The sequence below is a fragment of the Trinickia dinghuensis genome (genome assembly GCF_003367175.1).
Classification (GTDB): Bacteria; Pseudomonadota; Gammaproteobacteria; order Burkholderiales; family Burkholderiaceae; genus Trinickia; species Trinickia dinghuensis.
Window position 1 is genome coordinate 1 of record NZ_QRGA01000015.1, and the last position, 26,499, is coordinate 26,499.

Annotated in this window: 29 protein-coding genes; 11 read left to right on the forward strand and 18 right to left on the reverse strand. The window is 62.5% G+C overall.

The window, feature by feature from the left end; genetic code table 11:
* Together DWV00_RS34395 and DWV00_RS23820 are read left to right on the forward strand one after the other, a co-directional pair.
* The coding region (locus DWV00_RS34395; protein ID WP_220274729.1) for a hypothetical protein at positions 1-277 on the forward strand (277 nt) is incomplete at its 5' end.
* A gap of 252 nt (positions 278-529) precedes the next feature.
* Complete coding sequence (locus DWV00_RS23820; protein WP_115536087.1) at positions 530-1,456, forward strand: glutaminase; 927 nt, start codon at positions 530-532, stop codon at positions 1,454-1,456.
* A gap of 99 nt (positions 1,457-1,555) precedes the next feature.
* Here the strand turns inward: DWV00_RS23820 and DWV00_RS23825 are convergent, their stop codons facing one another.
* The 4 genes from DWV00_RS23825 to DWV00_RS23840 all read right to left on the reverse strand — a co-directional run bounded on the left by DWV00_RS23825 (position 1,556) and on the right by DWV00_RS23840 (position 4,830).
* Entirely contained in the window at positions 1,556-2,302 is a 747-nt protein-coding gene (locus tag DWV00_RS23825; RefSeq protein ID WP_115536088.1) for a glucose 1-dehydrogenase, read from the reverse strand.
* A 275-nt stretch (positions 2,303-2,577) separates the two neighbouring features.
* Positions 2,578-2,862, reverse strand: coding sequence for a DUF3303 domain-containing protein (locus DWV00_RS23830; protein ID WP_115536089.1), 285 nt, complete (start codon positions 2,860-2,862; stop codon positions 2,578-2,580).
* Positions 2,863-3,112: 250 nt separating this feature from the next.
* Positions 3,113-4,063 carry a DMT family transporter gene (locus DWV00_RS23835; RefSeq protein WP_245965009.1) on the reverse strand — a complete coding sequence of 317 codons (951 nt, stop codon included), beginning with the start codon at positions 4,061-4,063 and terminating at the stop codon, positions 3,113-3,115.
* 122 nt (positions 4,064-4,185) lie between these two features.
* Complete coding sequence (locus DWV00_RS23840; RefSeq protein ID WP_115536284.1) at positions 4,186-4,830, reverse strand: TetR/AcrR family transcriptional regulator; 645 nt, start codon at positions 4,828-4,830, stop codon at positions 4,186-4,188.
* A 222-nt stretch (positions 4,831-5,052) separates the two neighbouring features.
* Here DWV00_RS23840 and DWV00_RS23845 point away from each other — a divergent pair, with 222 nt between their 5' ends.
* Both DWV00_RS23845 and DWV00_RS23850 read left to right on the forward strand, forming a co-directional pair.
* Positions 5,053-5,475 (forward strand): hypothetical protein, encoded by a 423-nt coding sequence (locus DWV00_RS23845; protein WP_115536090.1) that lies wholly within the window; start codon positions 5,053-5,055, stop codon positions 5,473-5,475.
* 128 nt (positions 5,476-5,603) lie between these two features.
* Positions 5,604-6,731, forward strand: a complete 1,128-nt coding sequence (locus DWV00_RS23850) for an aminotransferase class V-fold PLP-dependent enzyme (RefSeq protein ID WP_115536091.1) — start codon at positions 5,604-5,606, stop codon at positions 6,729-6,731.
* Between the two features lie 58 nt (positions 6,732-6,789).
* Here DWV00_RS23850 and DWV00_RS23855 read toward each other — a convergent pair whose 3' ends face one another.
* Positions 6,790-7,680, reverse strand: coding sequence for a LysR family transcriptional regulator (locus tag DWV00_RS23855; protein ID WP_115536092.1), 891 nt, complete (start codon positions 7,678-7,680; stop codon positions 6,790-6,792).
* A 155-nt stretch (positions 7,681-7,835) separates the two neighbouring features.
* On the opposite strand from DWV00_RS23855, the gene DWV00_RS23860 reads away from it, so the two are divergent.
* The gene (locus DWV00_RS23860) at positions 7,836-9,425 is read left to right on the forward strand and encodes an MFS transporter (protein ID WP_181885577.1); all 1,590 of its coding nucleotides are present in this window, start codon (positions 7,836-7,838) and stop codon (positions 9,423-9,425) included.
* Between the two features lie 31 nt (positions 9,426-9,456).
* Here DWV00_RS23860 and DWV00_RS23865 read toward each other — a convergent pair whose 3' ends face one another.
* From DWV00_RS23865 to DWV00_RS23875, 3 genes are all read right to left on the reverse strand, one after another.
* Positions 9,457-10,032 carry a pyridoxamine 5'-phosphate oxidase family protein gene (locus DWV00_RS23865; RefSeq protein WP_115536094.1) on the reverse strand — a complete coding sequence of 192 codons (576 nt, stop codon included), beginning with the start codon at positions 10,030-10,032 and terminating at the stop codon, positions 9,457-9,459.
* A 101-nt stretch (positions 10,033-10,133) separates the two neighbouring features.
* A complete protein-coding gene (locus tag DWV00_RS23870) occupies positions 10,134-10,838 on the reverse strand; it encodes an SDR family oxidoreductase (protein ID WP_115536095.1) in 705 nt (234 codons plus the stop codon).
* A gap of 86 nt (positions 10,839-10,924) precedes the next feature.
* Positions 10,925-11,842, reverse strand: a complete 918-nt coding sequence (locus DWV00_RS23875) for a DMT family transporter (protein ID WP_115536096.1) — start codon at positions 11,840-11,842, stop codon at positions 10,925-10,927.
* A gap of 249 nt (positions 11,843-12,091) precedes the next feature.
* On the opposite strand from DWV00_RS23875, the gene gcvA reads away from it, so the two are divergent.
* Positions 12,092-13,042: a transcriptional regulator GcvA gene (gcvA, locus tag DWV00_RS23880; protein ID WP_115536097.1), complete on the forward strand. Its 951-nt coding sequence runs from the start codon at positions 12,092-12,094 to the stop codon at positions 13,040-13,042.
* Here gcvA and DWV00_RS23885 read toward each other — a convergent pair.
* The 4 genes from DWV00_RS23885 to DWV00_RS23900 all read right to left on the reverse strand — a co-directional run bounded on the left by DWV00_RS23885 (position 13,025) and on the right by DWV00_RS23900 (position 16,898).
* Positions 13,025-14,215: a TCR/Tet family MFS transporter gene (locus DWV00_RS23885; protein WP_115536098.1), complete on the reverse strand. Its 1,191-nt coding sequence runs from the start codon at positions 14,213-14,215 to the stop codon at positions 13,025-13,027. The genes gcvA and DWV00_RS23885 overlap by 18 nt on opposite strands.
* Before the next feature lie 11 nt (positions 14,216-14,226).
* A complete protein-coding gene (locus tag DWV00_RS23890; protein WP_115536099.1) occupies positions 14,227-15,300 on the reverse strand; it encodes an LpxL/LpxP family acyltransferase in 1,074 nt (357 codons plus the stop codon).
* A 108-nt stretch (positions 15,301-15,408) separates the two neighbouring features.
* Positions 15,409-15,657: a hypothetical protein gene (locus DWV00_RS23895; RefSeq protein WP_115536100.1), complete on the reverse strand. Its 249-nt coding sequence runs from the start codon at positions 15,655-15,657 to the stop codon at positions 15,409-15,411.
* Positions 15,654-16,898, reverse strand: a complete 1,245-nt coding sequence (locus DWV00_RS23900) for an alkaline phosphatase family protein (protein ID WP_115536101.1) — start codon at positions 16,896-16,898, stop codon at positions 15,654-15,656. Before DWV00_RS23900 ends, DWV00_RS23895 begins: the two co-directional genes overlap by 4 nt.
* Before the next feature lie 214 nt (positions 16,899-17,112).
* On the opposite strand from DWV00_RS23900, the gene DWV00_RS23905 reads away from it, so the two are divergent.
* Entirely contained in the window at positions 17,113-17,487 is a 375-nt protein-coding gene (locus tag DWV00_RS23905; protein ID WP_115536102.1) for a VOC family protein, read from the forward strand.
* Positions 17,488-17,584: 97 nt separating this feature from the next.
* Here the strand turns inward: DWV00_RS23905 and DWV00_RS23910 are convergent, their stop codons facing one another.
* Positions 17,585-18,028: a helix-turn-helix domain-containing protein gene (locus tag DWV00_RS23910; RefSeq protein ID WP_147297968.1), complete on the reverse strand. Its 444-nt coding sequence runs from the start codon at positions 18,026-18,028 to the stop codon at positions 17,585-17,587.
* A gap of 143 nt (positions 18,029-18,171) precedes the next feature.
* On the opposite strand from DWV00_RS23910, the gene DWV00_RS23915 reads away from it, so the two are divergent.
* The 3 genes from DWV00_RS23915 (at position 18,172) to DWV00_RS23925 (ending at position 21,904) form a co-directional block, all read left to right on the forward strand.
* The gene (locus DWV00_RS23915) at positions 18,172-19,683 is read left to right on the forward strand and encodes an NfeD family protein (RefSeq protein ID WP_425452823.1); all 1,512 of its coding nucleotides are present in this window, start codon (positions 18,172-18,174) and stop codon (positions 19,681-19,683) included.
* The gene (locus DWV00_RS23920) at positions 19,680-20,435 is read left to right on the forward strand and encodes a slipin family protein (protein ID WP_115536105.1); all 756 of its coding nucleotides are present in this window, start codon (positions 19,680-19,682) and stop codon (positions 20,433-20,435) included. Before DWV00_RS23915 ends, DWV00_RS23920 begins: the two co-directional genes overlap by 4 nt.
* 137 nt (positions 20,436-20,572) lie before the next feature.
* A complete protein-coding gene (locus DWV00_RS23925; RefSeq protein WP_115536106.1) occupies positions 20,573-21,904 on the forward strand; it encodes an NCS2 family permease in 1,332 nt (443 codons plus the stop codon).
* 154 nt (positions 21,905-22,058) lie between these two features.
* Here DWV00_RS23925 and DWV00_RS23930 read toward each other — a convergent pair whose 3' ends face one another.
* A complete protein-coding gene (locus DWV00_RS23930; RefSeq protein ID WP_115536107.1) occupies positions 22,059-22,349 on the reverse strand; it encodes a DUF1488 family protein in 291 nt (96 codons plus the stop codon).
* Between the two features lie 315 nt (positions 22,350-22,664).
* Here DWV00_RS23930 and DWV00_RS23935 point away from each other — a divergent pair, with 315 nt between their 5' ends.
* On the forward strand, positions 22,665-22,970 hold the full coding sequence (locus DWV00_RS23935; protein ID WP_425452821.1) for a 2Fe-2S iron-sulfur cluster-binding protein: 306 nt from the start codon (positions 22,665-22,667) through the stop codon (positions 22,968-22,970).
* Between the two features lie 18 nt (positions 22,971-22,988).
* Here the strand turns inward: DWV00_RS23935 and DWV00_RS23940 are convergent, their stop codons facing one another.
* The 4 genes from DWV00_RS23940 to DWV00_RS23955 form a co-directional block, all read right to left on the reverse strand.
* Positions 22,989-23,645 carry an LbetaH domain-containing protein gene (locus DWV00_RS23940; protein WP_115536108.1) on the reverse strand — a complete coding sequence of 219 codons (657 nt, stop codon included), beginning with the start codon at positions 23,643-23,645 and terminating at the stop codon, positions 22,989-22,991.
* 100 nt (positions 23,646-23,745) lie between these two features.
* Entirely contained in the window at positions 23,746-24,540 is a 795-nt protein-coding gene (phnE, locus tag DWV00_RS23945) for a phosphonate ABC transporter, permease protein PhnE (RefSeq protein WP_115536109.1), read from the reverse strand.
* Between the two features lie 5 nt (positions 24,541-24,545).
* Positions 24,546-25,400, reverse strand: coding sequence for a phosphonate ABC transporter ATP-binding protein (gene phnC / locus DWV00_RS23950; protein WP_115536110.1), 855 nt, complete (start codon positions 25,398-25,400; stop codon positions 24,546-24,548).
* Positions 25,397-26,296, reverse strand: coding sequence for a phosphate/phosphite/phosphonate ABC transporter substrate-binding protein (locus tag DWV00_RS23955; protein ID WP_115536111.1), 900 nt, complete (start codon positions 26,294-26,296; stop codon positions 25,397-25,399). The genes phnC and DWV00_RS23955 overlap by 4 nt, the downstream gene beginning before the upstream one ends.
* Positions 26,297-26,499: the final 203 nt, after the last annotated feature.

Sequence of the window (26,499 nt, forward strand, 5' to 3'; positions counted from 1 at the left end):
CCGCGTCCGCCATCAAGCGCCCACACTTATCGGCTGTAAATTTTTAAAGATCGCGTCGCTTAACCGCCAGCAGCACCAGAACACCTTCTCCTCTAGCACCGCCCGTCTTGCGTTGCTGCGTCAGCAGCAGAGAAACGAGATTATGCAGAACTTCTTGCATCGCGTCAACAGTTTTTTTAGCTTCGTTTTAACTTCACTCGCTAACAAACCATTGCCGCGAACCCCGCGCAAAACCGCTCTGCGCAAGGCCCCGCTTCTCTTCGCTCAGTCACACTGACTGCACGAAAGGGCGCAATTCTAGGCGCCTTCCGTGAGTCGTGCAAGCGAAATTTGAGAGGGCGTTTTTCAGACTCCGACAACGGCCAAAGAACGACCAAAGAACGACCAAAGACGGCATCGCAACACGCATGCCGCCGCTTGACGACACCCAGCGCTTGCGGGTTCCATACGGGCTCCGAGCAGTGGCTCCTATATAGAGGCCCTGCGCGGTCGGGCCTCTCGCACGCCTATCGGTCAACGACAACGCACAATGAACCTTCAGCCGAATTACCCGCTCATCCTCGAGCAGATCTACCGCGACATCGAACCGTGGCGAACGACGGGCCGCGTCGCCAACTACATACCCGAGCTGGCCAAGGTGCCGGCGGAGCGGTTCGGCATGGCCGTCGTCACCTTGGACGGACAAGTGTTCACCGTCGGCGATGCCAGCGAGCGCTTCTCGATCCAAAGCATCTCGAAGCTGTTCGCCTGCACGCTCGCATTCCAATTGCTCGGCGACGCCCTCTGGCAGCGCGTCGGTCGCGAACCATCGGGCACGGCGTTCAATTCGCTCGTGCAGCTCGAGAGCGAACGCGGCAAACCGCGCAATCCGTTCATCAATGCGGGCGCGCTCGTCGTTGCCGATGTGCTGAGCCGTCGCTTCGTGCGCGCCGAGACCGCGCTCGTGCAATTCGTGCGCCGCCTGTCCGGCGCGGCGGACATCGATTACAACTCGCGCGTCGCACAGTCGGAGCTGCAGCACGCCGACCGCAACCGCGCGATGGCCCACTTCATCGCGAGCTTCGGCAATCTGGAGATGCCGCCGGAAACCGTCGTCGACGCGTATTGCCGTCAGTGCGCCATTGAAATGAACTGCATCGAGCTTGCGCGCGCGGCGCTGTTCCTTGCGAACGGCGGCATCTCGCCCGCTACCGGGGAGCAGGTTCTCGATTCCAGTTCGGCCAAGCGCTTGTCGGCCCTGATGCTGACGTGCGGCACGTACGATGCCGCGGGCGACTTCGTCTATCGAGTGGGGTTGCCGGCGAAAAGCGGGGTCGGCGGCGGAGTCGTCGCGGTCCTGCCGGGGGAAATGGCCGTCTGCGTTTGGTCGCCGGGGCTCGATGCCAACGGCAATTCGCTGGCGGGGACTCAGGCCTTGGAGTGGCTGACGACCTACTCGGGGCGGTCGATCTTTTGATGCATCGCGGTCACGGCTGATAGGTGGCGGCATCCGTAAATGCCGCCACCTCCTTCACCGCAACTCGAGCACGGCTTGCGCAGCCGCGCCCCAGTATCCTCAGCGCATGCCGCCGCTCGCGACGATGTGTTCGCCCGTCAGCCAGCCCGAATCGTCGGATGCGAGAAACACAGCAATCGAAGCAATATCGTCCGGCTGACCTACACGGCCGAGCGGCGTCTGGCTCACCGCCATCGCTTCAAAGTCCGACCCGGCGATCCCGGCCGCGTGCGTGCCTTCCGTGATCACGACACCGGGATTGATTGCGTTGACCCGGATCTTGCGCGGCCCCAGTTCGCGCGACAGCACGCCCGTGATCGCATCGACAGCCCCCTTAGTACCGGAATAGACGGCGCTCGCCGGCGGCGTGATCGTCGTCACGACCGAACTCACATTGACGATGCTCGCGCCTTCGCCCAAATGCTTGAGAGCGGCTTGCGTCGTGAGCAGCAGGCCCAGCACGTTGATATTGAACTGCCGGTGGAATTGCTCTTCGGTGAACGCCTCGATCGGCGCTAATTCATAGACGCCCGAATTGTTGACGAGGACGTCGATGCGGCCATAGGTTTCGATCGCCGCGTCGATGATGCCTTGCGCGTCCGAAGCCTTCGATACATCTCCGCCAACGGCAATCGCCTTGCCGCCGGCCGACGTGATCGCGTCGACGACGGCGTCCGCACCGGCCTTGCTGCTTGCGTAATTGACGACCACCGAAGCGCCATCCCGCGCGAGCGCCTTGGCAATACCCGCGCCGATACCCTTCGACGCACCGGTGACGACGGCCACTTTGCCAGTGAGCTTGCCCATATTCATTTCTCCAATCGATTCGATAGCATTGAACGAAAATCTGCTTCGCAAGCCAATCGGCCTGCGGTGGATCGAATGTAGAGAGTCGCCGCGCTGCGATAAAGCGGCTCGGGGCGAATTGACCTGGGGGATTTGGCGAACAATGCGTGTCCGCCTGCCCGTTCGGCGCGGCGCCGCATGCCCGACTGCGGAACGAATGACGGTTTATATTTCCGCGGCATCGGCACGCGGGCTTTGGAATGGCTGACTCCGCACCCCAAAGCCCGCTTCAAGAACTAGCCCGCCGCAGCCTGATGAGCGGCCAAAGCGGCACCCAGCTCTTCATCCGTCAGCGCAGGCGTCAAGGTGAACGAAAGTAAATCGCTCCATTGGAGCGTCCACTTCGCAATCGCGCTTGCGTCCGTCGCTTCGACGATGGCCACGCCACCCACTTCACCCGGCGTATGCCAGCGGCCCAGCATGACAACGTTCTCCGGTGGGCGGGCGCCCGTCTTCATAAAGCGGGCGATTGCCGCCTGTTGAACAGCGGGCATCCCTTTCCACTGAACGATGAACTTCATGATCGACGTCCCAAAGTAGTAGACGGATGAAGCTCGTGGCGTACCGCACCGCCCAGGAGCGTCGCGGCGATGCGGCGGCTTCACCGCCGACGACGCAACGCCGTGCCGCCCGTGCCGTCCACCGGAACGACTCGAGACCGCGAGACATCCGATGAGAATAGGTAATTCACCGCGATCGAAATCGCCAAAGTCCAGCCTGTAGCGGCAAGCCGCAATCGACGCCTATGATTTCCGGCGTCTTTCCCCAAAGTCAGGTCAGTGCCGGGGCGACCGCTCGGCGGGAACGTTGCCGCAAATAGGCGTTATTCATCAGCAGCGCGGCGGCAGTCAATGATGCTCCCGCTACCTGGGCCGTATTGGGAACCACGCCGATCAACGCGGAAACGATGAATGCCGTGATCGGAACGACATCCATGAACAACACACCGTTCATCGGCCCCAAGATTCGATTGCCCGAGATCCAGAAGAGAATCGCCAGGAAACCCGCTATCGGTCCCATATAGGCCAGATGCGGCGCGATCTCCCTCAAGGTTGCAATGGCCGGCGCAGGGATCGCGTGCACGGCGATGAGAACCACGTTCAACCCGACGATGGTGGTCAATCCTAGCCAGGTCGTCATCGTCGTGTACTTCAGCGCGGACCAGCGCGTGAAATACGAAGAGCCAAATGTATAAATCACCCAGCACAGCGCCCCGATGACGATGAGCGCACTCGCCGCATAGTGCTGAGGCGCATGTAACGCTGTCAGTAGTTCCCCCCGCGTGATGACGAGCAATACCCCCGAGAATGAAATCACGACGAACCCGAGCGAAAGCAACGGGGGCGCGGAGCGCCGCACCAAAGCATTGACGAGCAGCCCCATCATTGGCTGAGTCGCCATCATGATCGAGGCGTTGAGCGCCCCCTCCGGCCCCGCCAATTGCTGCCCGAGAAACACGAACGAGCCGAATCCACAGAAACCGATCGATCCTAAAAGCCACGCCGCCCGTAGCGAATGGCCGTCCGCCCGAAACGCGTTGGCGCCTTCCCGGCGTCGCAGCAGCATGGCGAACGCGATACCCGCTATGAGGTAACGCAGCGACGTAAAGGTGAACGGATCGACATGCGTCAATGCGTCGGTCATGACGGGGAACATGACGCCCATCAGAATCGTCGCGGTGAGACACAGCGCGACGCCTTTCCAGTAGCTGGTTTGCGGCAAGGAAGAAGCCGATTTCGAATTTATGACTAATCGTTCCCAAAATAGACAAAAAAATCGGCGAGCGCCGTCTTTGTCCTCGTCTTCGCCGAGATCGTGCTCGCCCCTTGTGGGCCTTCGTTGCGTCAGGTCAGCGCGCGCATGGCCATATCCACGATCGACGCCAGCGCCATTTCGTTCATGTCGACCTTGCCGAGCACGCGCATTCCCTGAACGATGCAAAGCAGGAACCGCCCGACCGCCTCCGCATCGAGACTCCGATCGAACTGACCGGCCTGCTGGCCGCGCGCAATCGCCAGGCTGAACTGTGTCGCGATGCGCTGCAGCGTCGATTCGATATGCGGACGCAGAGCTTCATCGCTCGGCAAAAGCTCGGTGGCGGCGTTCGTAATGAAACACCCATGCCGTTCGAGCAGATTGCCGCTTACCTTCGTGTAGTGCAGGAGCGCTCCACGTAAAGCCTCAGCGGGAGGTACGTCGGCGGACAGCCGCTCTTTCAAGCGCGCAACCGCCCCCTCGGCATAACGATCGAACGCGGCAATGAGCAAGCCATGCTTATCGCCAAACGTCCTATACATGCTGCCTCGAAAGACGCCGGTGGCTTCACACAGCACGTCGACGGGAGTCGCATGGTAACCATGCTCCCAGAACACGCGTGCCGCCGCCTCGATCACGCGGTCGACGTCGAATTCCCGCGGTCGTCCGCGTTCAGGCGTGCGATCCGCGCGAAGAGCACGCGTACGAGGATGCGATGTGTCTGAGGTATCCATGCAGCCGATAATAGGACCATTCATTCCCAAAATCAACACCATCCTCACGGCCGCCCTTTCATCGTCGATGACATCGCCGTAATCGCCGCGCGCACGACTCGGCGCGCGACTCGGCATAATGTCGACCGCGGCTACTCGGCCATTGACACGTCATCGACGAACCGTGAAGTTGGTCGATGCGGGCCTCAGCGGGTACGCTGCTCGTCGCAACAGGAGAGAGGCATGGCAGAAGCCTGGCAGTTCCAAATCCGGATCACCGTCGTTCCCGAACTCGCCGATGCGCTGAGGGCGCACGTGCAGGACGAGCGGCGCGATTTACTCGAAACCGTGTTGCGCGAGCGGAATGCGTCGTTGAAGTGCCAGTTCGACGCATTCGCCGAATATGTCGAGGAAGCGGAGCGCGCGGGCCGAAACCGGTATCCGCTGTATCAATGGACGAAGGATACGATCGGCAACCCCGAAAAAAGGGCGAAGTACCTGAGGTCGTTTACGGTGTACGTCGGCGATGAACAGGTCTACGACAAGGACACGGCCGACTGGCTTTATGCGCAGTTCTCGGCGCTCGTCGACAAAGCGGGCATCGAAAGCGTGAGCCGGTTCGATACGAACCCGGCCAATAATCCACAACCGCCGACGGGAAGGTAAGGCTGACAGCGACAGGCGGCTCTCGTTAGAATCTGCTGACGTGAAGTAGAAAAGCGTATTTGCATCGTTGGCGGCGGTATCGAACCAAGGATACTGCCCACATTGTTCATCCTTTACCGGAGGCGAGCGTGCCAGGTTTACTTCCCGATGTCGACCGCGAGGGGCTCCTCGAATATTCAGTCGTTTACACCGACCGCTCGATCAACCATATGTCGCAACGCTTTCAAGGCGTCATGCGCGACATTTCCGGCGCACTGAAAAAGGTCTACAACGCGAAGTCGGTCGTTGTCGTCCCGGGCAGCGGGACCTTCGGCATGGAAGCCGTTGCCCGGCAGTTCGCGACGAACAAGAAGTGCCTGGTCGTCCGCAACGGTTGGTTCAGTTTCCGCTGGACGCAGATCTTCGATATGGGCGGCATTCCTTCCGAGTCGATCGTGCTGAAGGCACGTCCGGTCGAACAAGGACGACAGGCCGCCTATGCGCCCGCGCCGATCGAAGAAGTGGTCGCCGCGATCAGGGAAAACAAGCCGGATCTCGTGTTTGCGCCGCACGCCGAAACCGCGTCCGGAATGATGCTGCCCGATGCCTATTTGCGCGCGGTGTCCGACGCCGTGCACGCCGTCGGCGGCCTGTTCGTGCTCGATTGCATCGCCTCCGGTACGGTCTGGGTCGACATGCAGGCCACCGGCGTCGATATTCTGATCAGTGCGCCGCAAAAAGGGTGGAGCGCGTCGCCCTGCTGCGCACTGGTCATGCTCAGCGCTCTTGCCCGCGAAAGAATCGACGCGACAACCAGCACCAGCTTCGCCTGCGACCTTCGCAAATGGCTTCAGATCATGGAAGCCTATGAGAACGGCGGGCACGCTTACCACGCCACGATGCCGACGGATAGCCTCACGACGCTGCGCGACGTGATACGGGAAACCGAGGCATACGGCTTCGACAAGGTGAAAGCGGAGCAACTCGAGCTCGGTAAACGCGTTCGCTCGCTATTGGCCAGCAAAGGTTTCAAAAGCGTGGCGGCCGAAGGTTTTCAGGCACCCGGCGTCGTGGTCAGCTACACGGAGGACGACGGCATCCGATCCGGCAAGAAATTCGCCGACATCGGCGTGCAAGTCGCGGCCGGCGTTCCGCTGCAATGCGATGAGCCGGAGGATTTCAAAACCTTCCGCATCGGGTTATTCGGCCTCGAAAAGCTCCATGACGTCGAAGGCACGGTCGCTAGGTTCGCCGACGCGTTGAACCGCATTCTTTGACCTGCGGATCCAGAGCCGATCTTTGCCGATCGGCCCTGGAAGTTCGCGCCGCCGCGCATCACGGCTCCGCGAACAAGGTCTCGCACATGAAGTCGACGAACACGCGCAGCTTCGGCGACAGTTGGCGGCTCGACGGCCACAGGATCGAGAACTGGCCGGGCGAGATCGGATGATTGTCGAGCACGGTGACAAGCGCCCCGCTTGTAATCGCGTCACGCGCTAGAAAATCCGGCATGAAGCCGATCCCGAAACCCGCGATCACCGCGCCGCGCAAGGCCTCCATGTTGTTGCACGTCATTGCGGCGCGCAGGTTCGGCGGCTCGCTGCCATCGTCCGACAGCAGCCACGGCTGCAGCTTGCCGGTGGTCGGAAACCGATAGCGCACGCAGCCATGCTCGGCTAACTCGGCAAGCGTGCGCGGTAAACCGGCACGTGCAGCGTATTGATGCGACGCGCACAACACGAAGCGGAATGGCCCGAGCCGGCGCGACATCAAGCTCGAATCGGTGAGCGTGCCGCTACGGATCACCGCGTCGAATCCGCCTTCCACAACATCGACGAGCCGATCGTTGAAATCGAGGTCGAGTTCGACGTCCGGATAGCGGGCGCTGAATGCGGGCAGCACCGGCAATAGGAAGCGGTAGCCGATGACGGGCAGGCTCACGCGCAGCCGGCCGCGTGGCGTTTGAGCGGCCTTCGACAACATGGCCTCCGCATCGCGCAGTTCCTCGAGGATCCGGTGGCAGCGCTCATGAAAATGCCGCCCTTCTTCCGTCAATGTCACGCGACGCGTGCTCCTGTTGAACAGCCGCACGCCTAGCGACTGCTCGAGCTTGGCGATCGTCTTGCCGACCGCCGACGCGGAGATGCCGAGCTTGCGCCCGGCCGCGACGAAGCTGAGCGCCTCCGCGGTCCGCACGAATGCGACGATGCCATTCAAGTTGTCCATGCCGGTTCGACCTTGCAGATCCGATTCATTGCGGAATTTAAATCCGCTATCTTCGGAATAGTACGTTGTTTTTCTCGAATTGAATCCGAATTATCGTTTGCCGCTGAACTTGGAGCATCGCGTCGCGCTGCTCCGGCATTCGACGAGGAGCGATGATGGGCGCTGCAAATTCTTCCGGTTCGGCTAGGCGATTCGTCGTGCTCGCGGCCGTCTGCATGGCCGCGCTGGCGCTGCCGCTGTCGTTCTCCGCCGGCGCGGTCGCGACACCCGCGATCGGCCGCGAGCTCGGCGGCAGTCCCGTTGCGATGAGCTGGATCACGAACGCGTTCATGCTCGCGTTCGGCAGCCTGCTGATGGCAGCGGGCACGCTCGCGGACCGTTTCGGCCGCAAACGGCTTTTTACGTACGGTGTCGCGGGTTTCGCGATGGGTTCGCTCGCGCTGGGCTTCGCGCCGACGATCGTCGCCGTCGATCTGCTGCGCGCGGCGCAAGGCGTTGCAGCGGCGGCGGCGCTGGCGGGCGGCACTGCGGCGCTCGCGCAGGAATTCGACGGCCACGCGCGGACTCGCGCCTTCAGTGCGCTCGGCGCGACATTCGGAGTCGGTCTCGCGTTCGGTCCTGTACTAGCTGGCTGGCTGATCGCGCAGTTCGGCTGGCGTTCGATCTTCGCGACCGGCGCACTCGCGGGTGCGCTATCGTTCGCGTTCGGTGTGCCGCGAATGCGCGAGTCGCTGGACCCGCACGCACGCCGGCTCGACTGGGCCGGTGCCGCAACGTTCACCGCCGCACTCGCTTGCCTCACGTGGGGCGTGATCGAAGCGCCGTCCCGTGGTTGGACGGCGGCGCCCGTCATTGTGCTGCTCGCTGCCTCCATCGCATTCGCGCTCGCGTTCGTCGTCGTAGAGACGCACACCGAGCGACCGATGCTCGACTTGTCGCTGTTCCGATACCCGCGCTTCATCGGAGTCCAGGTACTGCCCATCGCCACCTGCTACTGTTACGTCGTGCTGCTCGTTGTACTGCCGCTGCGCTTCGTCGGCATCGACGGTTACGACGAGATCCACGCGGGCGAGCTGATGCTCGCGCTGTCGTTACCGATGCTGATCGTGCCGTTCGCCGCGGCGACGCTCACCCGCTGGATGTCCGCGGGCGCCATCTCGGGATTCGGGCTTGCGATCGCCGCGGCCGGGCTGCATGCGCTCGCTGGAAGGCTGAGCACGGGCACCGGGCAGGACGCGATATTGCCGATGCTCTCGATCGGCGTAGGCGCGGGGCTGCCCTGGGGGTTGATGGATGGGCTATCCGTCAGTGTCGTGCCGAAGTCGCGCGCCGGCATGGCCGCGGGCATCTTCAGCACCACGCGTGTCGCGGGCGAAGGCGTCGCACTCGCGGTGGTGAGCGCGCTGCTCGCCGCGCTCGTGCAGAGCAGCCTTCACGCGGTGGCGCCCGACGCAGAACCGGCTACCCTCGCCCAGGCTGCCGCAAGCCTTGCCACGGGGGACCTCGCGCACGCCGCCGCAAGGCTGCCGCAGGTTGCTCATGCGACGCTCCTAGTCTCCTACCATGCCGCGTTCGGCCGGCTACTCGATGGACTAACAGTCATTACGCTGCTCAACGCGGTCGCGGTGTTCGCGTTCCTGAGTCGGGTCCGTGTGCAAGACGAACCGGTAACGTACGAATACAGCGATAGCCCCGAACCATCGTGGGCCGGGACCGCCGCCGCAACAGCGGATCGAAAGCGGTGATATGAGCAATCGATCGTCGGCCCGGACATGACTATGGAGCAACCCATTGGCCGCGCCATCTACCTTGTTCGAAGATGAATTTCGCTCGAATGTGCCCGTCTTGCGCCAAGTGCAGGTAATCGAATTCAGAAACCGCTATGTCGACCAAACAGAAATGTTCGAAGCCGGCCGATGCCGTAGCATCGGTTTCCATCGTAGCGTGCGCGTCGAAGGGAGAGGCGACCGGCGTCGCCGGAGCAAGCGGCGCGCGGTAGACGATCAGCGACCGGGGCCTGCTCGAATCCCAGACTTCTCTCGTTTCGTTCCGATCCTCGACGATGCGCGCAGTCCCCCGCACGCGGACCTGGATGCCAGCATCGAGATCGCAGCCGATCAGCGAAATGCGCGAGTCGGCTTTCAATTCGGCGACTTTCGTCGACCGCACGTCGGTGTGGAACATGAGAGAACGCAGTTCGCGGCAAACTCGACGCAGGACGACCGTGCGAACCGCGGGCGCGCCGTCCAGCCCGATCGTCGCAGCCTGCAGCATCGTAAAGGGCGAACGTTCCTTCCCGGCGTTTGCGCCTGCATGAAGCAACGCCCAGATCTCGTCGAGTATCTCGTTCATGCGGTCGAATGCGGTCGATCGAGCACGGCAGGCCGCCGTGCATTCTATTGATGTTCTGCAGCTTCTTCGGGCGGGCCGATTGCGCTTGTGCAAGCGGCCAGCTATAGCGCGCGCACGATACCGCCGTCGACCCGAATGTTCTGCCCCGTGATGTAGCCCGCGGCATCCGAAAGCAGGAACGCCACTGTCTTTGCAATCTCCTGCGTCTTTCCGAAACGGTTCATCGGAATTCGCGCGACGATTTCCTGCGTCTCGGGCCAGCTATCGATGAACCCCGGCAGCACCGAATTGATTCGGATTTTGTCTTTCGCGTAACGCTCGGCATAGAGCCGCGTGAACGAGCTCAACGCCGCACGCAGTGCCGACGAAACCGGCATGGCCTGCTCTGGCGCATCGGCGGCAAAGCTCGAGATATTGACGACCGCCCCGCCTCCCTGCTCGATGAACGCCGGGGTCACGCGCCGGAGCACGCGCGCAACGTTGAGCACGATCAGGTCGAGCCCTAGATGCCACTGCTCGTCTTCGATCGAGAGCAGATCGCCTTTCGGCGGGTGGCCGGTATTGTTCACCACCGCGTCGATGCGGCCGTATCTTTCCAGCGTCTCTTGAACGAATCGGTCGATGTCGGCCGCCTCGGTCACCGAACCCGTAAAGCCAAACCCGCCGAGTTCCTTGGCCAGCTCCGCCGCGCCGCCCGACGGCGACATCAACGCGAGACGAAAGCCGCTATCCGCGAGTTCGCGAGCGATGGCCGCGCCCATCCCCTTGCCGGCCGCCGTAACGAGTGCGACTTTCTCTCCAGACACTCCAGACATGGCTTTGCTCCTGTTTTCGTTGAAAATCGTTCTTCCGATCACGCGCCCGTGACTGCTCTTTGACGCGCGCGCCGAAATTAAGCCGTCGACGCTCCGATCTTCCGGCAGAGCCGCCGCAGCGGTTCCTCGAATTGCATGACGGCGACCCCGGCCAGGATAAATGCCACCGCCACGTAGGCCGTCGTCGTGATCGGTTCGCCCACGACGAGCACGCCGATCGCCAATGCAACCACAGGTGGAATATAGGTCACGCTCGATGCCGCCAGACCGCCGAGATGTTCGACGATGTGGTAGTAAGCCAGATACGCCACGCCGGTTCCCAGAAGGCCAAGTCCCAATACGAGTTCGACCGCCGCCTTCGGGTGAGCGAATAACGCGCCCGTTCCGTCAAGGCCGACGACAGCGTACAGATAGATCGAGGCAAACCCGACCTGATAGGTTGTCAGTGCCACGCCGGGGATCTTCAGCGGAGTGATGAACCGTTTGGCGTAGATGAACGAAAGTCCCATGCTCAGCGATCCGCCCAACATCCAGCACACGCCGGCGAGCTCGCTTCGGTCTACGCTATCCGACCACGGGTGAGCGATGAGCAGCACGCCAAGAAAACCGAGCAGCACGCCGCCCCCTTTCCAGACGCTTATCCCTTCCTTGCCTTGCAGAAGCCATGAACAGATCACGGCGAAGATAGGGATCGTGCCGCTCAACATCCCGGCGACGCCCGACGGCATGCGTGCCGCACCTTCCGCGTACGTGAAATAGTCGATCGTCGTCGCGAGCAAGGACATCACGAAGAAGTGATGCGCAAAACGCAAATGCGACCACTTCAGCGACCGCGTTGCCAAGGCATAGCCCAGGATCGGGATGAAACCGCAGAGGACGCGCAGCAGCGTCACCTGGGCCGGCGTCACGACTTCGGCCGCCGACTTCATGAAGATGAAGTTGGAGCCCCAGAGGCCGCCTAGAAAGAAAAATGCAAATAGCGCCGACTTCTTCATCTTCGTCCATGCCGCTCGAACCAGGCTGCCACCATCCGATGGTTCCGCCTGTGGTTGGATTCGCGCCTTCGGGCGCTCGGCCCCGTATCTCGCTACACTTTTTCTATCGACATAGTGCTAAGCTCGTGGCAGTTTCCGGTGGCCCACGGTGTTCAGAAGCACAACCCGATTAGGGTTCAGAATAGCACTCGAGGTGGGCTGCGATGCCGTAGTTTTCCAGCCTTAATACAGTAGTAAAACTATTGTTATATGGATGACGATCAGGACGAATCCCTTCCCTCGCTGAATGCGCTCCGCGCGTTCGAGGCGGCCAGCCGCCACCTGAGCTTCCGCCGCGCGGCGGAGGAACTGCGCGTCACGGAGGGCGCGGTCGGACAGCATATTCGGGGGCTCGAGACGAACCTGGGCCTCAAATTGTTCGAGCGTAGAGGACGGGGAATCGCGCTAACCGAAAACGGCGAAACCTACTCCGTCAGCGTGCGCCGCGCATTCGACTTGTTGATCGATGCCACCAAGGCGCTACGGCCTGAACCGCTGAAGATCACCATCAGCGTCACGCCGACGTTTGCCGCAAAGTGGCTGATTCCACGCTTGCCCGATTTCACTTCGGCCAATCCGGATACCGATCTGCGTATCGTTGCGACAGATCGCCTATCGCATTTCCAGCGAGACGGAATCGATCTTGCCGTTCGGTACGGTCGTCCGCCCTTTGGAGCGGGTCTCGACACCGACCTGCTGTTCGAAGACATCCAGGTTGCGGTGGCGAGTCCCGACATTCTCCGAGGCGAGCGTCGAGGAAAGCAGATCGTGTCGCAACATACGCTGCTGCACGACACACACAATCTCTGGCCGCAGTTCTTGGCCGATCTGCTTCGTCAACAGATACCGCTGACTGTCGAGAAGAACATCCGGTTCAGCCAGACCTCGCTTGCGATCGATGCAGCGGCGGAAGGCCAGGGAATTGCGTTGGCCAATCTGGAATTCGTTGCGCGGGATATTGCCGCGGGACGCTTGGTCCGCATATTTGAATTGGCGCATCGGACCCATGCGGGCTTCTATCTGGTGTCGCCGCGCAAGCCGCGTCAGTCGGAGCCGGTGGCCACGTTACGGAAGTGGCTGCACGTCCAGGCGTCGAAGGCGCGGCAGGCCGAAGACGCACATGCTGCCCGATCTTTATCCAGATCAAGTGCTCCTATGTAACAAACTCGGCCTCGCCACCGTGAGCACGACCGGTACGGCAACGGCGTAGATGGCCACGCCGATGATCCACGTGAGCCCGTTCCAGCCCGGGCGCGAATACGCATAAACCCAACTGAAGATGAGCGGACCGAAAATCGCTGCAAGACTCACGAGGCTTGCAACGACGCCCTGCAACTGGCCCTGGCTTTCGCGATCGACGGCCTTGGTCTGCAGCGCCCGGAGTGCGGGCAGCCCGATTCCGCCGAACGCGAGCAGCGGTATCACGGCGAACGCAACCCAGCCTGCCCGCGCGAAGGCGAGGACGAGCAAGGCCGCCGCTTCGCAAACGATGCCGAGCAGCAGCGTGCCGCGTTCGCCGAGCCGTCGCGTCGCCGGGCCGACGGCGAAACCCTGCGCCAGAGCAACGAGCGCGCCGAATGTGCCTAGCGAAAGACCGACCTCGGTTCCGGTCCAGCCGAAGCGGTCCTCGACGAAAAGCACCCAAATGGTCGAGTAGGTCTGGCCGACGAGGCCAATGAGCAGGAAGACCGTGAGCAGCGGCACGAGTGCGCGGAACGCGATGGCCCAACGCAGCGGCACGAAAGGATTGAGTGCTCGCCAATCGATTGGCGTCCGCGCGGGTTGATGCGACTCGGGCAGCATCAAAAGTGCGAGCAATAAGTTGACGCCGTTCAGCGCGGCTGCGGCGAGGAATGGGTCGCGCACAGAAACGTCGCCAAGTGCGCCGCCAATGACCGGGCCCAACACGAAACCCGCGCCGTAAAAGGCATGGAACAGGCCATATCGGCGCGCGCGCTCGGCCTCAGGCGTGATGTCGGCGATGTAAGCAATGGCCACCGCCGTATTTGCCGCGGTCAGCCCAGCCACGGCACGGCCGGCGAACAGCAGCCAGACATGCGGCGTGAATGCCATGACCAAATAGTCGGCGGCCGTCCCCGCGAGGGAAAGGAGCAGCACGGGGCGGCGGCCGTAACGATCCGACAGGACTCCGAGGACGGGCGCGAAGACAAACTGCATCAACGCGTGCACCGCCAACATCGCACCGAACAGCGACGATATTTCCTTGGTGCCGGTCATCGAGCGGAGCAGCCCCGGCAGAATCGGAAAAATCAGCGCGATGCCCGCCGCATCGAGCGCGACGGTGGCGAAGATCACGATCAACGAGCGCTTCATGGGTTCGCCTTTCACGCAACCAGCGTCGAGTCCACCGCTTCCACCGCCAACGCCGTCGCCTCGTCATCGGGATGCGACGCGGCAACCGAATCCAGGAGGTCCGTCCGCTGCCGTTGCGCGACCGCAAGGAACGGATCGTTGGGGATCGGATGCCAGAGCCAATATGCCGCCGGTTGTGCGGAAATGAACCCGCCGATATGGACGGCTAGCCTTTGGGTCAGATCGGAAGCGGCCTCCTGCTCGGGCATCGACGCGCAATATTCGATCGGGTCAAGAATGTTCATCGAAAAACCCGCAGCGTCCCGGCGCGATGCGAAGCCCGGAAGAACGAGCGTGCCGGACCGCGCGTACCTTGCCGGCCCGGGGGGATAGTTGAACTCGGCATCATGCACCCGGGCAACGATTCCCTTGTACTTGGCGCTCGGGTAAACATCCACCACCATCAACACGACACCATTGCGCCCGAGCACTCGGTCAATCTTGGCCCCGGTGCTCCTTCGTCCAAACGCTATGGGCATTCCGCGAGTAGCGCATCGGCCTTCATAAATCCACTGTTCCGTGGGGGTTGGCTTATCGCCGATCGAATAGACGAAGCCGATGTCGACTCCGCGATCTTTCAGATGCGCCGCGAACAGTTCGATGCTGCCGATGTGGGGGACCGCAAGGATGCAGCCGTTGCTCGATTTGGCGAGAGCATGGGAAAGACTGGCCAGCGCTTCATCGGGAATTCGGGCTTCGAGGTCCAGCGCTCTGCCCCGGTCGTGTTGCAGGTTGCCGAGATCGAAGAGGACTGTGACCCACGCGGCCAGGCCCTCGATCACCTGGTCATCCGTCGCGGTCCCCCCGCGGATGATGCTTTGGCGGAGGAACATGCTGTTGACCATTGAGTTTGGCCCGCCGGCGATCGCCTCAGCGATTTTTTGCGCAAAAAAGGGCTGGCTCGCCGGAGAGACCCGCGGGGCGAGGCGGTTGACGAGGTTCACAACCGCGGTTTGGATATCTCCGTGCCTACGCGGCAAAAGCGTGAAGGCGTCGATCTGATTCGATGGAACAGGTAAGGACAGGTCTCTTATTGGATCGGCCATTTATTTTCTGTAGTCCGAGTACGGCGTGGTCACGCTTCACTATGTCAACATTCACCCGACATCCCCATGTCGAGATAGCGCTCGAACCACACTGGCTCGGCAGGCTGCCTATTTTTTCCCGCCGCTATGCCGCTGCTGCCGCCGTTTCTCGCGCTCCTTCGCCAGATGCGGCATCAATTCGTTGATGTACTGCCTCGCATCCCCACGCGAGGATACCTGACTGAACCGTTTGTGCGCCACCTCCTCGCCGACAAGTTCAATGTGGGCCTTGCGCAGCACATGCAGCAGCCCCATCAGCGTGCTGGGATCGGGCACGGGTTCGTGATCGCGCTCATGGAGGGAAGTCGTTTGGCTCATGTTCCGATCCTCGCAGGGCAGTCTTGGCGGCAATTGTGGGTAATCAGCGGCAGCAAGTCTTTGGCGTTCTTGTCGCGATCCGTTAGCGGCTGGAGACCGAACAGGCGTTGAAGGGTTGCCAGCACCGAACTGTGATCGTACGTGGTGTTATCCACCTTGCCCCTTTCGACCCATGGCGACACAACGATGGCGGGGACACGCACGCCGTACACGTCGAACCCGAAGCCGCTCGCATTCAGCTTCGCCGCCGCGCCGTCGTTCGGCGCGCTTGCGGGGCCGGGATCCACCGAGTCATAGAAGCCGCCGTGCTCGTCGTAAAGGATCACGAATAGGCTCCGGTCCCACACGGGCGAGCTGCGGATCGCGTTGTACACGCGCGCGACGAGTTGGTCGCCGGCGGCGAGGCCATCCATCGGGTGCTGCGAACTGCCGTGTTCGTAGGTGTCGTTAATGATGTCGCCGTAGCTCGGTTCGATGAACGTATAGCGAGCGGTGTAGCCCGCGGCAAGGTCGGCCTCAAGGTGCGCCAAGTCGTCGACATCGCCGACGCTGATACCCTCGATCGACGCGACCTGCGGGATGTGGCCTAGCGGATCGCCGAGATGGTCTTGGTAGAGGCGGTAGTTGTCTTTCCCCAACGCGTCGAAAATCGATCCGTTCGGATAAACGAAGCCTTTCAGCCCTTCCCATTCGCACATCTCGGCCGATGTCGGCGAATGGTCGAGCCCGGCAGAGGATGCGCCGTGCAGAAAGTAGCGATTGGGCCAAGTCGGCCCCGGCATCGAGGCATGCCAGCCGTCGCACAGCACGAACTGTGTTGCGAGTTGGTATAGCGCGGGGCACTGCGTACGAACGTCGACGCCCCGCATGATGTCGGCCACGTCGCCGGATTGCGGCGGGGCACCTTCGGTACGGGTGGTCGCATAGTTCGAGACGAAGCCGGAATTGTCGACCGCCGGATACGGCTGGCCTTGCTGGAATTTCGCGCCGGCGCCGCAAAGCTGCTCGAGCACGTCGGTGAATTCATGCCCGGGGTCGGTGGGCATCCGGCCCGGTGCGCCGTCGGCGAACGCGTAAGTGGCGCCGTTGTAGGTGTTCGAGCTTTCGCCGGTGGCGGCGACAATTCCGGGAATGCCGGAGAGCGCGAACAAATGATCGAAAGACCGGTTTTCCAGCATCAGCACGAATACGTGCTGAATGATGTTCTCCAAACTGCTTGCGGCCGCTGCGTTCGCATCCATCGTGCGCTCCTGTCGTTCTCTCCCCCGACCGGCCTGTTTTTTGTTTTTCGCCTCGTTGTTGGCGCGTTCTGTCGTTCTAGCACATACGGCAGCGCGTCATCCGGATTTCCGTAGCGGATTTCTCTATTCGCTCTGCGATGTTCGCCGGCAATTGTCTTGCCGATCGACGTATAGTGGCCGTCACATCACAACGAACCCTGGAAAAGGCGAAAGAATGTTCGATCACGTCAAATTCGGCGTCAGCGATTTTGCAGCAAGTAAGACATTCTTCCTGAAGGCACTCGAGCCGATCGGCGTGGCTGTAGTCGCGGAGGGACCGCCGACTTACGGCGTCGAGCTCAGTCCAAAGGGTAAGGCGTCGTTGTGTCTGTACCAAACCGAGGAGAAACCGGCGCATCTTCACTTGGCATTCGCGGCCGAGCATCGCGAGCAAGTCGACGCTTTCTATCGCGCGGCTCTGGAAGCGGGCGGCAAGGACAATGGCGCGCCCGGTCTGCGCCCTCACTATCATGCGAACTACTACGCCGCCTTTGTCATCGGTCCGGACGGGCACAACATCGAAGTGGTTTGCCACGAACCGGGAGCGTAGCCCGCTGCAATGTAAGCGCGTCGAGTGCAACGAGTTCATCAACGGGCGGCAGCATATCGGGGATCAAGAAAACAAGCAGGCTTGGAACAGGAGCCTCTTACAGCCCCAAGGCTTGAGCGATGCGAAAGGCCATCGACACTGGGATATCATTTTTGCCACGTTCAATATGCGCCAACTGCGACTGCGTCATATTCATTCGCGAGGCTAGCTGCGCTTGCGATAACCCAGCCTTCAGCCTGAGACTCGCGAGCGTATTGCTGTGTCCGTACACAGTTACAGCAGCCCATTTTCGCGCGTCGGCAAGAAAATCCTCCCCGTGGACAGATTCTAGTTCGGCTATCAACTCATCGAGTTCGACTGGCCCATCACCGAGCACAACGACATGATCACGCTGCAAGCTAGGCGTGGCTTTGCACATGTCCGGGCGTCTGTTCCGCAATCGCTTCATCTGCTTCATCTTCAAGCTATCGTCTATGAGATAGCGATAGCTTAGAGCCGTTTCCTCGCTATTCAACCTGATTCCACGAATTTTCAGATTCACTTACCCCAGCACCACGCTCGCTTCCGCACGCGGGATTCAGCGTATCGTCCGAAATCGTCCTAATCTTTCAGTGTCAGGGCGGCTTTTCCCGCCGGCGGCGGCGCGCTCGCATGCGTCGACTGAAAACGATGAAAACCCATCCGTTGCCGCGAATCGCGTCGACTCGTCAAGCGCGCCCCCACGCGAGGCTGCGCGCATGGCTCGCTCGCTGCATCGCAGCACTCCTCGCCCTCGCCGCCTGCGCGACAGCCGCGGATTCATCCCAAGTCGGCGAAGTTGCCGTTATCCCCGTCGTCGGGGCAATCGGCCCCGCAAGCGCGGACTTCATCACGCGCTCGCTGGCACGCGCCGCGCGGGACCAGGCCCAGTTGGCCGTCATCGAACTCGATACCCCGGGCGGGCTCGATACCTCGATGCGGCAAATCATCAAAGCCATCCTGGCCTCCCCCGTACCCGTCGCCGCGTTCATCGCACCGGGCGGCGCGCGCGCCGCAAGCGCCGGTACCTATATCGTCTACGCCTGCCACGTCGCGGCGATGGCCCCAGGCACCAATCTCGGCGCAGCCACCCCGATCCAACTCGGCGGCCCCGGCATCGCGCCGCCCGAACCGAAACCCGCAAGTGGACTCGACAAAGGCCCCGCCTCGGCGCCCGCAACCGATACCCAATCGACCGAAACGCGCAAACAAATCCACGATGCCGCCGCCTATATCCGCGGCCTCGCCCAACTGCGTGGCCGCAACGCCGACTGGGCCGAGCGCGCCGTGCGCGAAGCCGTCAGCCTCTCCGCCAACGAAGCGCTCGCCCAACACGTGGTCGATCTGACGGCACGCGACTTGCCCGATCTGCTGACGAAACTCGACGGCCGGACCATCGAAACCGCAAACGGCGCGCACAAGCTGGCGACCGCGCACGCCCGAATCGTGACGTTCGAACCGGACTGGCGCAGCCACGTCCTGGCCGTCGTGACGGACCCGAACGTCGCGCTCATCCTCCTGACCATCGGCATGTACGGGCTCTTTTTCGAATTCGCCAATCCCGGCTTCGTCTTGCCCGGCGTCGCCGGCGTGATCTGTCTATTGATCGGCCTCTTCGCGCTGCAACTGCTGCCGATCAGCTATACGGGCTTGGCACTGATCTTTCTCGGCATCGCCTTCCTCATCGCGGAGGCCTTCCTGCCCACGTTCGGCACGCTCGGCTTCGGCGGAATCGTCGCGTTCGCCGCCGGCGCGCTCATGCTGATCGATACCGACCAGCCCGGATACGGCATCCCGCTGTCGACGATCGCCGCCATTTCCGCCGCGGGCGCCGTGTTCGTCTTCTTCGTCTCGAGCTTCGCCTACCGCGCGCGCAAACGGCCCGTCGTCTCGGGCGGCGAAGCGCTCGTGGGCAGCATCGGCGAAATCATCGACGCCGCACTCGCGCCCGTGCGAAACGAGGCTGGCAACGCAGTGGGAAACGAACCGGGCAACGCAGGACGCGACGAAGCGCAAGGCGCGAGCATCGGCTGGGCACGCGTGCACGGCGAGCGCTGGCGCGTGTGCGCCGCGGCACCGATTGCGGCCGGCGCTCGCGTGCGCGTCACGGGCCGGCACGGACTCACGCTCGACGTCGTTCAAGCGGAAGACCCCCAACAACGCGGAGTGTCCTCATGATCGGTTTCACCTTCAGCTTCGGCACGATCATCATCCTGATCGTGGTCGTCATCATCGCTTCGTCGATCCGCATCTTTCGCGAATACGAACGCGGCGTCGTCTTCCTGCTCGGCCGTTTTTGGAAAGTGAAAGGCCCCGGCCTCGCGCTGATCATGCCGATCGTGCAGCAAGCGGTGCGCATCGATCTGCGCACGATCGTCTTCGACGTGCCGCCGCAGGACGTGATCACGCGCGACAACGTTTCGGTCAAGGTCAATGCCGTCGTGTACTTTCGCGTCGTCGATCCGGAAAAAGCCGTTATCCAAGTGGCCCGTTACCTGGAGGCGACGAGCCAGCTTTCCCAAACCACGCTGCGCGCCGTGCTCGGCAAGCACGAACTCGACGCGCTGCTGGCCGAGCGCGAACAGCTGAACGCCGACATCCAGAAAGTGCTCGACGCTCAAACGGATGCCTGGGGCATCAAGGTCTCGAACGTCGAGATCAAACATGTCGACATCAACGAGTCGATGATTCGCGCCATCGCCCGCCAAGCGGAAGCCGAGCGCGAGCGCCGCGCCAAAGTCATCCACGCCGACGGCGAGCTGCAAGCCTCGGAAAAGCTGCTGCAAGCGGCGCAAACGCTCGCGCGGGAACCGCAAGCGATGCAATTGCGCTACCTGCAAACGCTGACGACGATCGCCGCCGACAAAAACTCCACCATCGTCTTTCCGATACCGATCGAGCTGCTGGGCAACCTGCTCAACAAGCGCTGAGCCGCCCGTGCCCGCCCGCTCCCGCGGCACGCGCCGTGCTGGCGTCGGCGCGGGGCCGCTATTAAACTGTGCGGCTTGTCCGCGGATGGGCCCATGCGCAGTGGGCCGCCGCCGCAATCGCTAGGAGACACCCACTCATGGAAGAACAAGTCAAGGCCCCGGCGTTCTGGGAATCGGCGCAACGCTATTTCGGCTTCGAAGAAGCCGGCACCAATCTGCGCACGGAAATATTGGCCGGCGTCACGACGTTTCTGACGATGGCCTACATCATCTTCGTCAACCCCGCGATCCTCGGCGACGCAGGGATGCCGAAAGAAGCCGTGTTCGTCGCGACCTGCCTCGTGGCCGCCATCGCGACGCTGATCATGGGCCTCTACGCGAACTACCCGATCGCCTGCGCACCGGGCATGGGACTGAACGCCTACTTCGCCTATACGGTCGTCAAAGGCATGGGCTTCACCTGGGAAGCCGCGCTCGGCGCCGTCTTCATTTCCGGCTGCTTGTTCTTGGTCGTCACGCTGTTCGGCGTGCGCGAGATGATCGTCAACGGCATCCCCCGTTCGATCCGTGCCGCTATAACAGGCGGCATCGGGCTCTTTCTCGCCATCATTTCGCTGAAGACGGCCGGCGTCGTCGTCGGCAACTCCGCCACGCTCGTCACGCTCGGGGATCTGCGCAAGCCCGACGTCGCGCTCGCGACCATCGGCTTCTTCGCGATCGTGACGCTCGACCACCTGCGGGTGCGCGGCGCGATCCTGATCGGCATTCTCGGCGTGACGGTGCTGTCGTTCTTCTTCGGCGGAAACCAATTTCACGGCGTCGTCTCGGCACCGCCCTCGATCGTTCCCACGCTGTTTCACCTCGACATCCACGCCGCCCTCTCCACCGGCATCCTGAACGTCGTGCTCGTGTTCTTCCTCGTCGAACTGTTCGATGCCACCGGCACACTGATGGGCGTGGCCAACCGCGCCGGGCTGCTCGTCGAAGGGAAGATGAACCGCTTGAACAAGGCGCTGCTCGCCGACAGCACCGCCATCGTCGCGGGCTCGTTGCTCGGCACGTCGTCCACGACGGCTTACATCGAAAGCGCGTCGGGCGTGCAAGCGGGCGGCCGCACGGGCGTGACGGCCATCACCGTGGCCGTGCTGTTTCTGGCGAGTCTGTTCATCGCGCCGCTGGCCGGCGTCGTACCTGCGTACGCCACGGCGCCCGCGCTGCTCTACGTTTCGTGCTTGATGCTGCGCGAACTGGCCGATCTGCCCTGGGACGACGCGACCGAAGTCGTGCCGGCCGTGCTGACCGCCCTGCTGATGCCGTTCACCTATTCGATCGCGAACGGCGTCGCGTTCGGGTTCATCACCTATGCCGGCCTCAAGCTGTTTACCGGGCGGGCGCGGCAAGTCAAGCCGATCGTCTGGATCATCGCCGCGATCTTTCTGTTCCGCTTCTTCTATCTAGGCGGGGGTTGAGGCGTCGCGCGGCGTCCGCACAGATACGGGCGGATACGGGCGGATACGGACCGACACGGAAAAACACGGAAAGACGCGGAAAACCGCGCGCAACCACGCCGCCGCCCCAAAGCGGCGGCTTTTTGTTGGCGCCGGTCGAACGTGAGAGAAAACCCTAAGCGCGAGTGTTCGCTTCGTAGAACCTGACGTAGCCGCTGCGCAGCGTCAGGCATTGGCCGCTCGTCTCCGCGAGCAGCCTGCGTGTCGCCGCTTCGATTCGCGGCCGATGCGCGTCGAACGCGCCGACCATGTCTTCAAGCCGCGGCGAAGCCGCGCCGAAATGATCCTCGAGCGCTTCGGCCGTGATGCTGCACCACATGAGCTCGCCGTTGACGAGCGCCGGAAACGCCACTTTCAGCTCGCGCCCCGAGTACTCGGGCGCTTCGTTGGGAAAACTGATCTGCATAGGATTCGCCTTTGCCGTGACGAAAACACGCCGACAACCGCGCCAAGTGGGAGTGCTTCCTTCTTGCTGGAAGCGCGGGCTGACTGGCGAGAACGACGCCGTTCACGCCAATTTCGTTAACTTTAGGACGTTTGCGGCGGGGAGCAAGTTTTCCTTGTGAAATATGTCCCCAAAGACATTTAGTCCGACGAAACGGGTCTGGAATGCGGGCCGAAAATGGATAGGCGTCCGAACCCTTTTCCGGGACGCGTGCCGATTACCGTCGAAGGCGCCTAACGCCTGACGGCAACCAAGCAGATCGGGGACAATGCCATCATGATTTCACCGCCCTCACGCCCGACCCCTACCGTTCGCGTCGAACCGCATGGGTACACGTTCGAGTCGCCCGGCTCCCTCACCTTGCTCGAGGCAGCGGCCGCCGCACGGGTGCGGCTGCCGCGATCGTGCCGCAACGGCACCTGCCGCACCTGCTTGTGCAAACTCGTGGCAGGAGAAGTGCGTTACCGCATCGAGTGGCCCGGTCTCACTCGCGAGGAAAAGGCCGAGGGGCTCATCCTGCCATGCGTGGCCGTAGCCGAGACCGATCTTGTCTTGTGGGTACCGGACGCCGAGCCGCTCTGAACTCGGCGGGCGGGCACCTCAAACGTCGTATTTCTCGGCGAACGCTTCGGCGCCGAGCGCGCGGAAATCGGCCAGCGCCGCATCGATCCGCTCCTGGGGCCAGTCCCACCACGCGATTCGCTGGAGGCGCTCCGCCGTGCGTTCGTCCACACGCAAGCGCAGCACGCGCGCCGGCACGCCGACCACGATGGCAAACGGCGGCACGTCCTTCGTCACGACGGCCCCCGAGCCGACGGCCGCACCGTTGCCGATCTTCACGCCCGGCAGGACGATCGCGCCATGGCCGAGCCAGACGTCATGCCCGATCTCGACCTCATCCTGCGCACGCCAGCCGAAAATCTCCTGATCGTCGTCGAGCGACAGGCCGTAGGAACGCGAGCGATAGGTGAAATGGTGAAGCGTCGCGCGCCAGGTCGGGTGGTTGGGCGGATTGATGCGCGCGCAAGTAGCGATGTTGACGAATTTGCCGATGCGCGCGTGCGCGATCTGGTTGTCGCCCATCGCGTAGCTGTAATCGCCGAACGTCGAGTTGGCAATGTGGCTACGCGGGCCCAGATACGTATAACGGCCCAAATCGCTCTTGCGGACAACCGCGGTCGGATCGATATCGGGCTGCTCCGTCAACGCTCGCCCGAGCGTCCACGGATCGACTCCGCCAATCTTCTCGATGTACATGGATTTCCTGACTGACACTGATGCTTCGTACGAAGGACTTTCGCGCTCGGGCGACGCTTAAGCGGCATTGACCGGTACTCGAGCGTTGCGCAAACCGTGCTCAAGCAACCAAGCGGCGAAGGTAGGCCGACATCCGTTCGGCGCAGGTAACGAGCACGAACGTGACGATCAGCAGAAATGCGACCGTTTGATACTGGAACAAGTTCATCGCGGTCAGCAGGAAAAAGCCGATGCCGCCTGCGCCGACAAAGCCCAGCACCAGCGAGGAGCGCAGGTTTTCGTCGAAACGGTACAGCGCGATGCCGAGCAGCGACGGCAGCACCCCCGGCACGACCGCGTGCGCGAACACCTGCAGCCGGCTGGCGCCGGTCAGCGTCAACGCCTCGACGGGCCCCATGTCCATGTCTTCGATGACTTCGGCGAAGAGCCGCCCGAGCATGCCGATGGAATGGACACCGAGCGCCAATGCACCGGGAAATGGGCCCAGGCCGACCGCCGTCACGAACAGCAGCGCCCAGACGAGATCGGGGACGGACCGCGTCAGGCTGATGACCCCGCGCGCCGCGTAGTAAAGCGGCTTGGCAGGCGTCATGTTTCTAGCAGCGAGAATCGAAAGCGGAAACGCGAGCAAGACGCCGACCACGGTACCGAAAATCGCCAGATCGATCGTTTCCAGCACGGGCATCAGCGTCGGCTTGAACTGATCGAACGCGGGCGGCAGGGAGCGCGAGATGATGTCGGCCATGCCGTGCGCGCCCGTCACCAAATCCTGCGGCCGCGCCTGCACGACGACCCACGCCTGCGCGAACAGCGCCACGAGGACGAGCGCCGCGCCGATCATCATGAGTTGGCGGGCAAGCGGAGTGCGGCCTGCCACCGGCAGTTCGTTAGTCATACTAATCATGCATCCGCCACGTAAAGATCCGCGATCTCGCGCTGGGAGACATCCGATGCCGGACGATCGAAGACGGTTTTACCGCGGCGCAACCCGACGAGCCGGTCCGCATAGCGTGTGGCGAGTTCGGGTTGATGCAGCACGCAAACCACGGCAAGCCCATCTTCGGTCGCCAAGCGGCGCAAGAGCCGCATGACTTCGTCGGCGGCTTCCGGATCGAGACTCGCCACGGGCTCGTCGGCCAGCAGCACTTGCGGCGCCTGAGCGAGCGCGCGAGCAACCGCGACACGCTGCGCCTGCCCGCCGGAGAGCGTCCCCGCGCGCTGGCCGGCCAATTCGGCAAGGCCAACCTCGGCAAGATAGCCCAGCGCCGGATCGATTTCGTCGCGCGGCATGCGACCGAGCGTCGTGGCGAGGGTGCGATGCCGCCCAAGCGCGCCGCAGCAGACGTTGGCGAGCACACTGCGGCGGCGCACGAGATTCGCGTGCTGCGAGATCAGTGCAAGCGGCATTCGCGCTTCGCGCATCGCCTTGCCCGACAGCGTAGTGAGATCGCGCCCCGCCACCTCGACGGTCCCGGTCGTCGGCCGGTTCAAGCCGACGACGCATTTCATGAACGTCGACTTGCCGCTGCCGTTGCTGCCGAGCACGACGACCATGTCGCCCGCCTCGACGGACAAATTCATGTCCTGGAGCGCGGTATGGCCGTTCGGGTAACGCATCGTCAGATTGCGCACGGCGAGCTTCACACCGGACGCGAGCGCGGCGCCGCGCGCCGCGTCCCGCGCCACGGCGCGATCATGCCGCAGGCTCTCCGGCTCGAACGCCGCGGCGCCCGAGGTTCCGAGGATCGTGTTCACAGTTTTGCCAGGTCGACATGCAGCGTTTTGATCAAATCACGGATCTGGTCGTACGACGCGTCGGTTTGCGGCGTCGTCTTCAGCGCCGGGTTCTCGTTCGCCGCCAAGAACTTCTGATCGGCTTCCGGCAACTCGTGGAGATCGAGCGAGCTCAATACGTTCGCGAGACGCGTCTTGAACTCGGCCGGCAAATCGCCGCGCACGGCAAGCGGATCGAGCGGAATCGGCTGCGATTGCCAGAGCGTCACGAAAGCCTTCGGATCGAACTCGTTATGCAGCTTCGCGCTCGCGATTTCCTCGCTGTTCAGTTCGCCGGCCTGCACCTTGTGGTTGCGCAGCGCTTCGTAAGACGCAGTGTGGCTGCCCGCGTAGATCGCCTTGACGCCATGGTCGGGATCGATGCTGTTCTTGCTCAGACCGTACGCCGGAAAGAGGTGCCCGGACGTCGAACTCGGATCGGAAAAGGCAAACGACTGGCCCTTGATGTCGGCGATCGTCTTCACGCCCGATCCCGGCCACGTGACGATCGACGCCGTGTAGGTAGCCGGTTTGCCGTCTTCGCCCGCGAACGTCGCGACGGCCTCCGCATGGGCAACCTGGTGAGCGAGCACATAGCCGAGCGGGCCGAACTCGCCGATCTCGAGCTTGTCGTTGCGCATGGCTTCGATTTCGGCGTTGTAGCTCGTTGCAACGAACAACTGGACCTTGCAGCCGAGCTTCTTGCCGATCAGATCCGCCAGGTCGTTGTACACGGGCAGCAACCGCTGAGCCGATTCGTACGGTTCGACGCCGAAGCGTACGACGCCGTCGTTGGGGCAAGTCCCCTCGGCATGAGCCGCATGGGCAGCAAAACTCGCGACGAACGCGACGGCGGCGAAAACTTTGGATACCTTCATATCTTCCCTTTCCCCAAGTGGTTGCGCATCGAATGACCGTGGACAGCGCGGACAGGAAGCATCGGCGCTTCGTCAACTTCCGGGCATTGTGGAATGCGTAGATGATGAATTTGTGAACGAGAAGCGCGTTTCTCGGCAATCGCGAATTACAGCCAGATATCCGGACGTCTAGACGTCTATCGGCCCGGATGCGAAAGTCGATC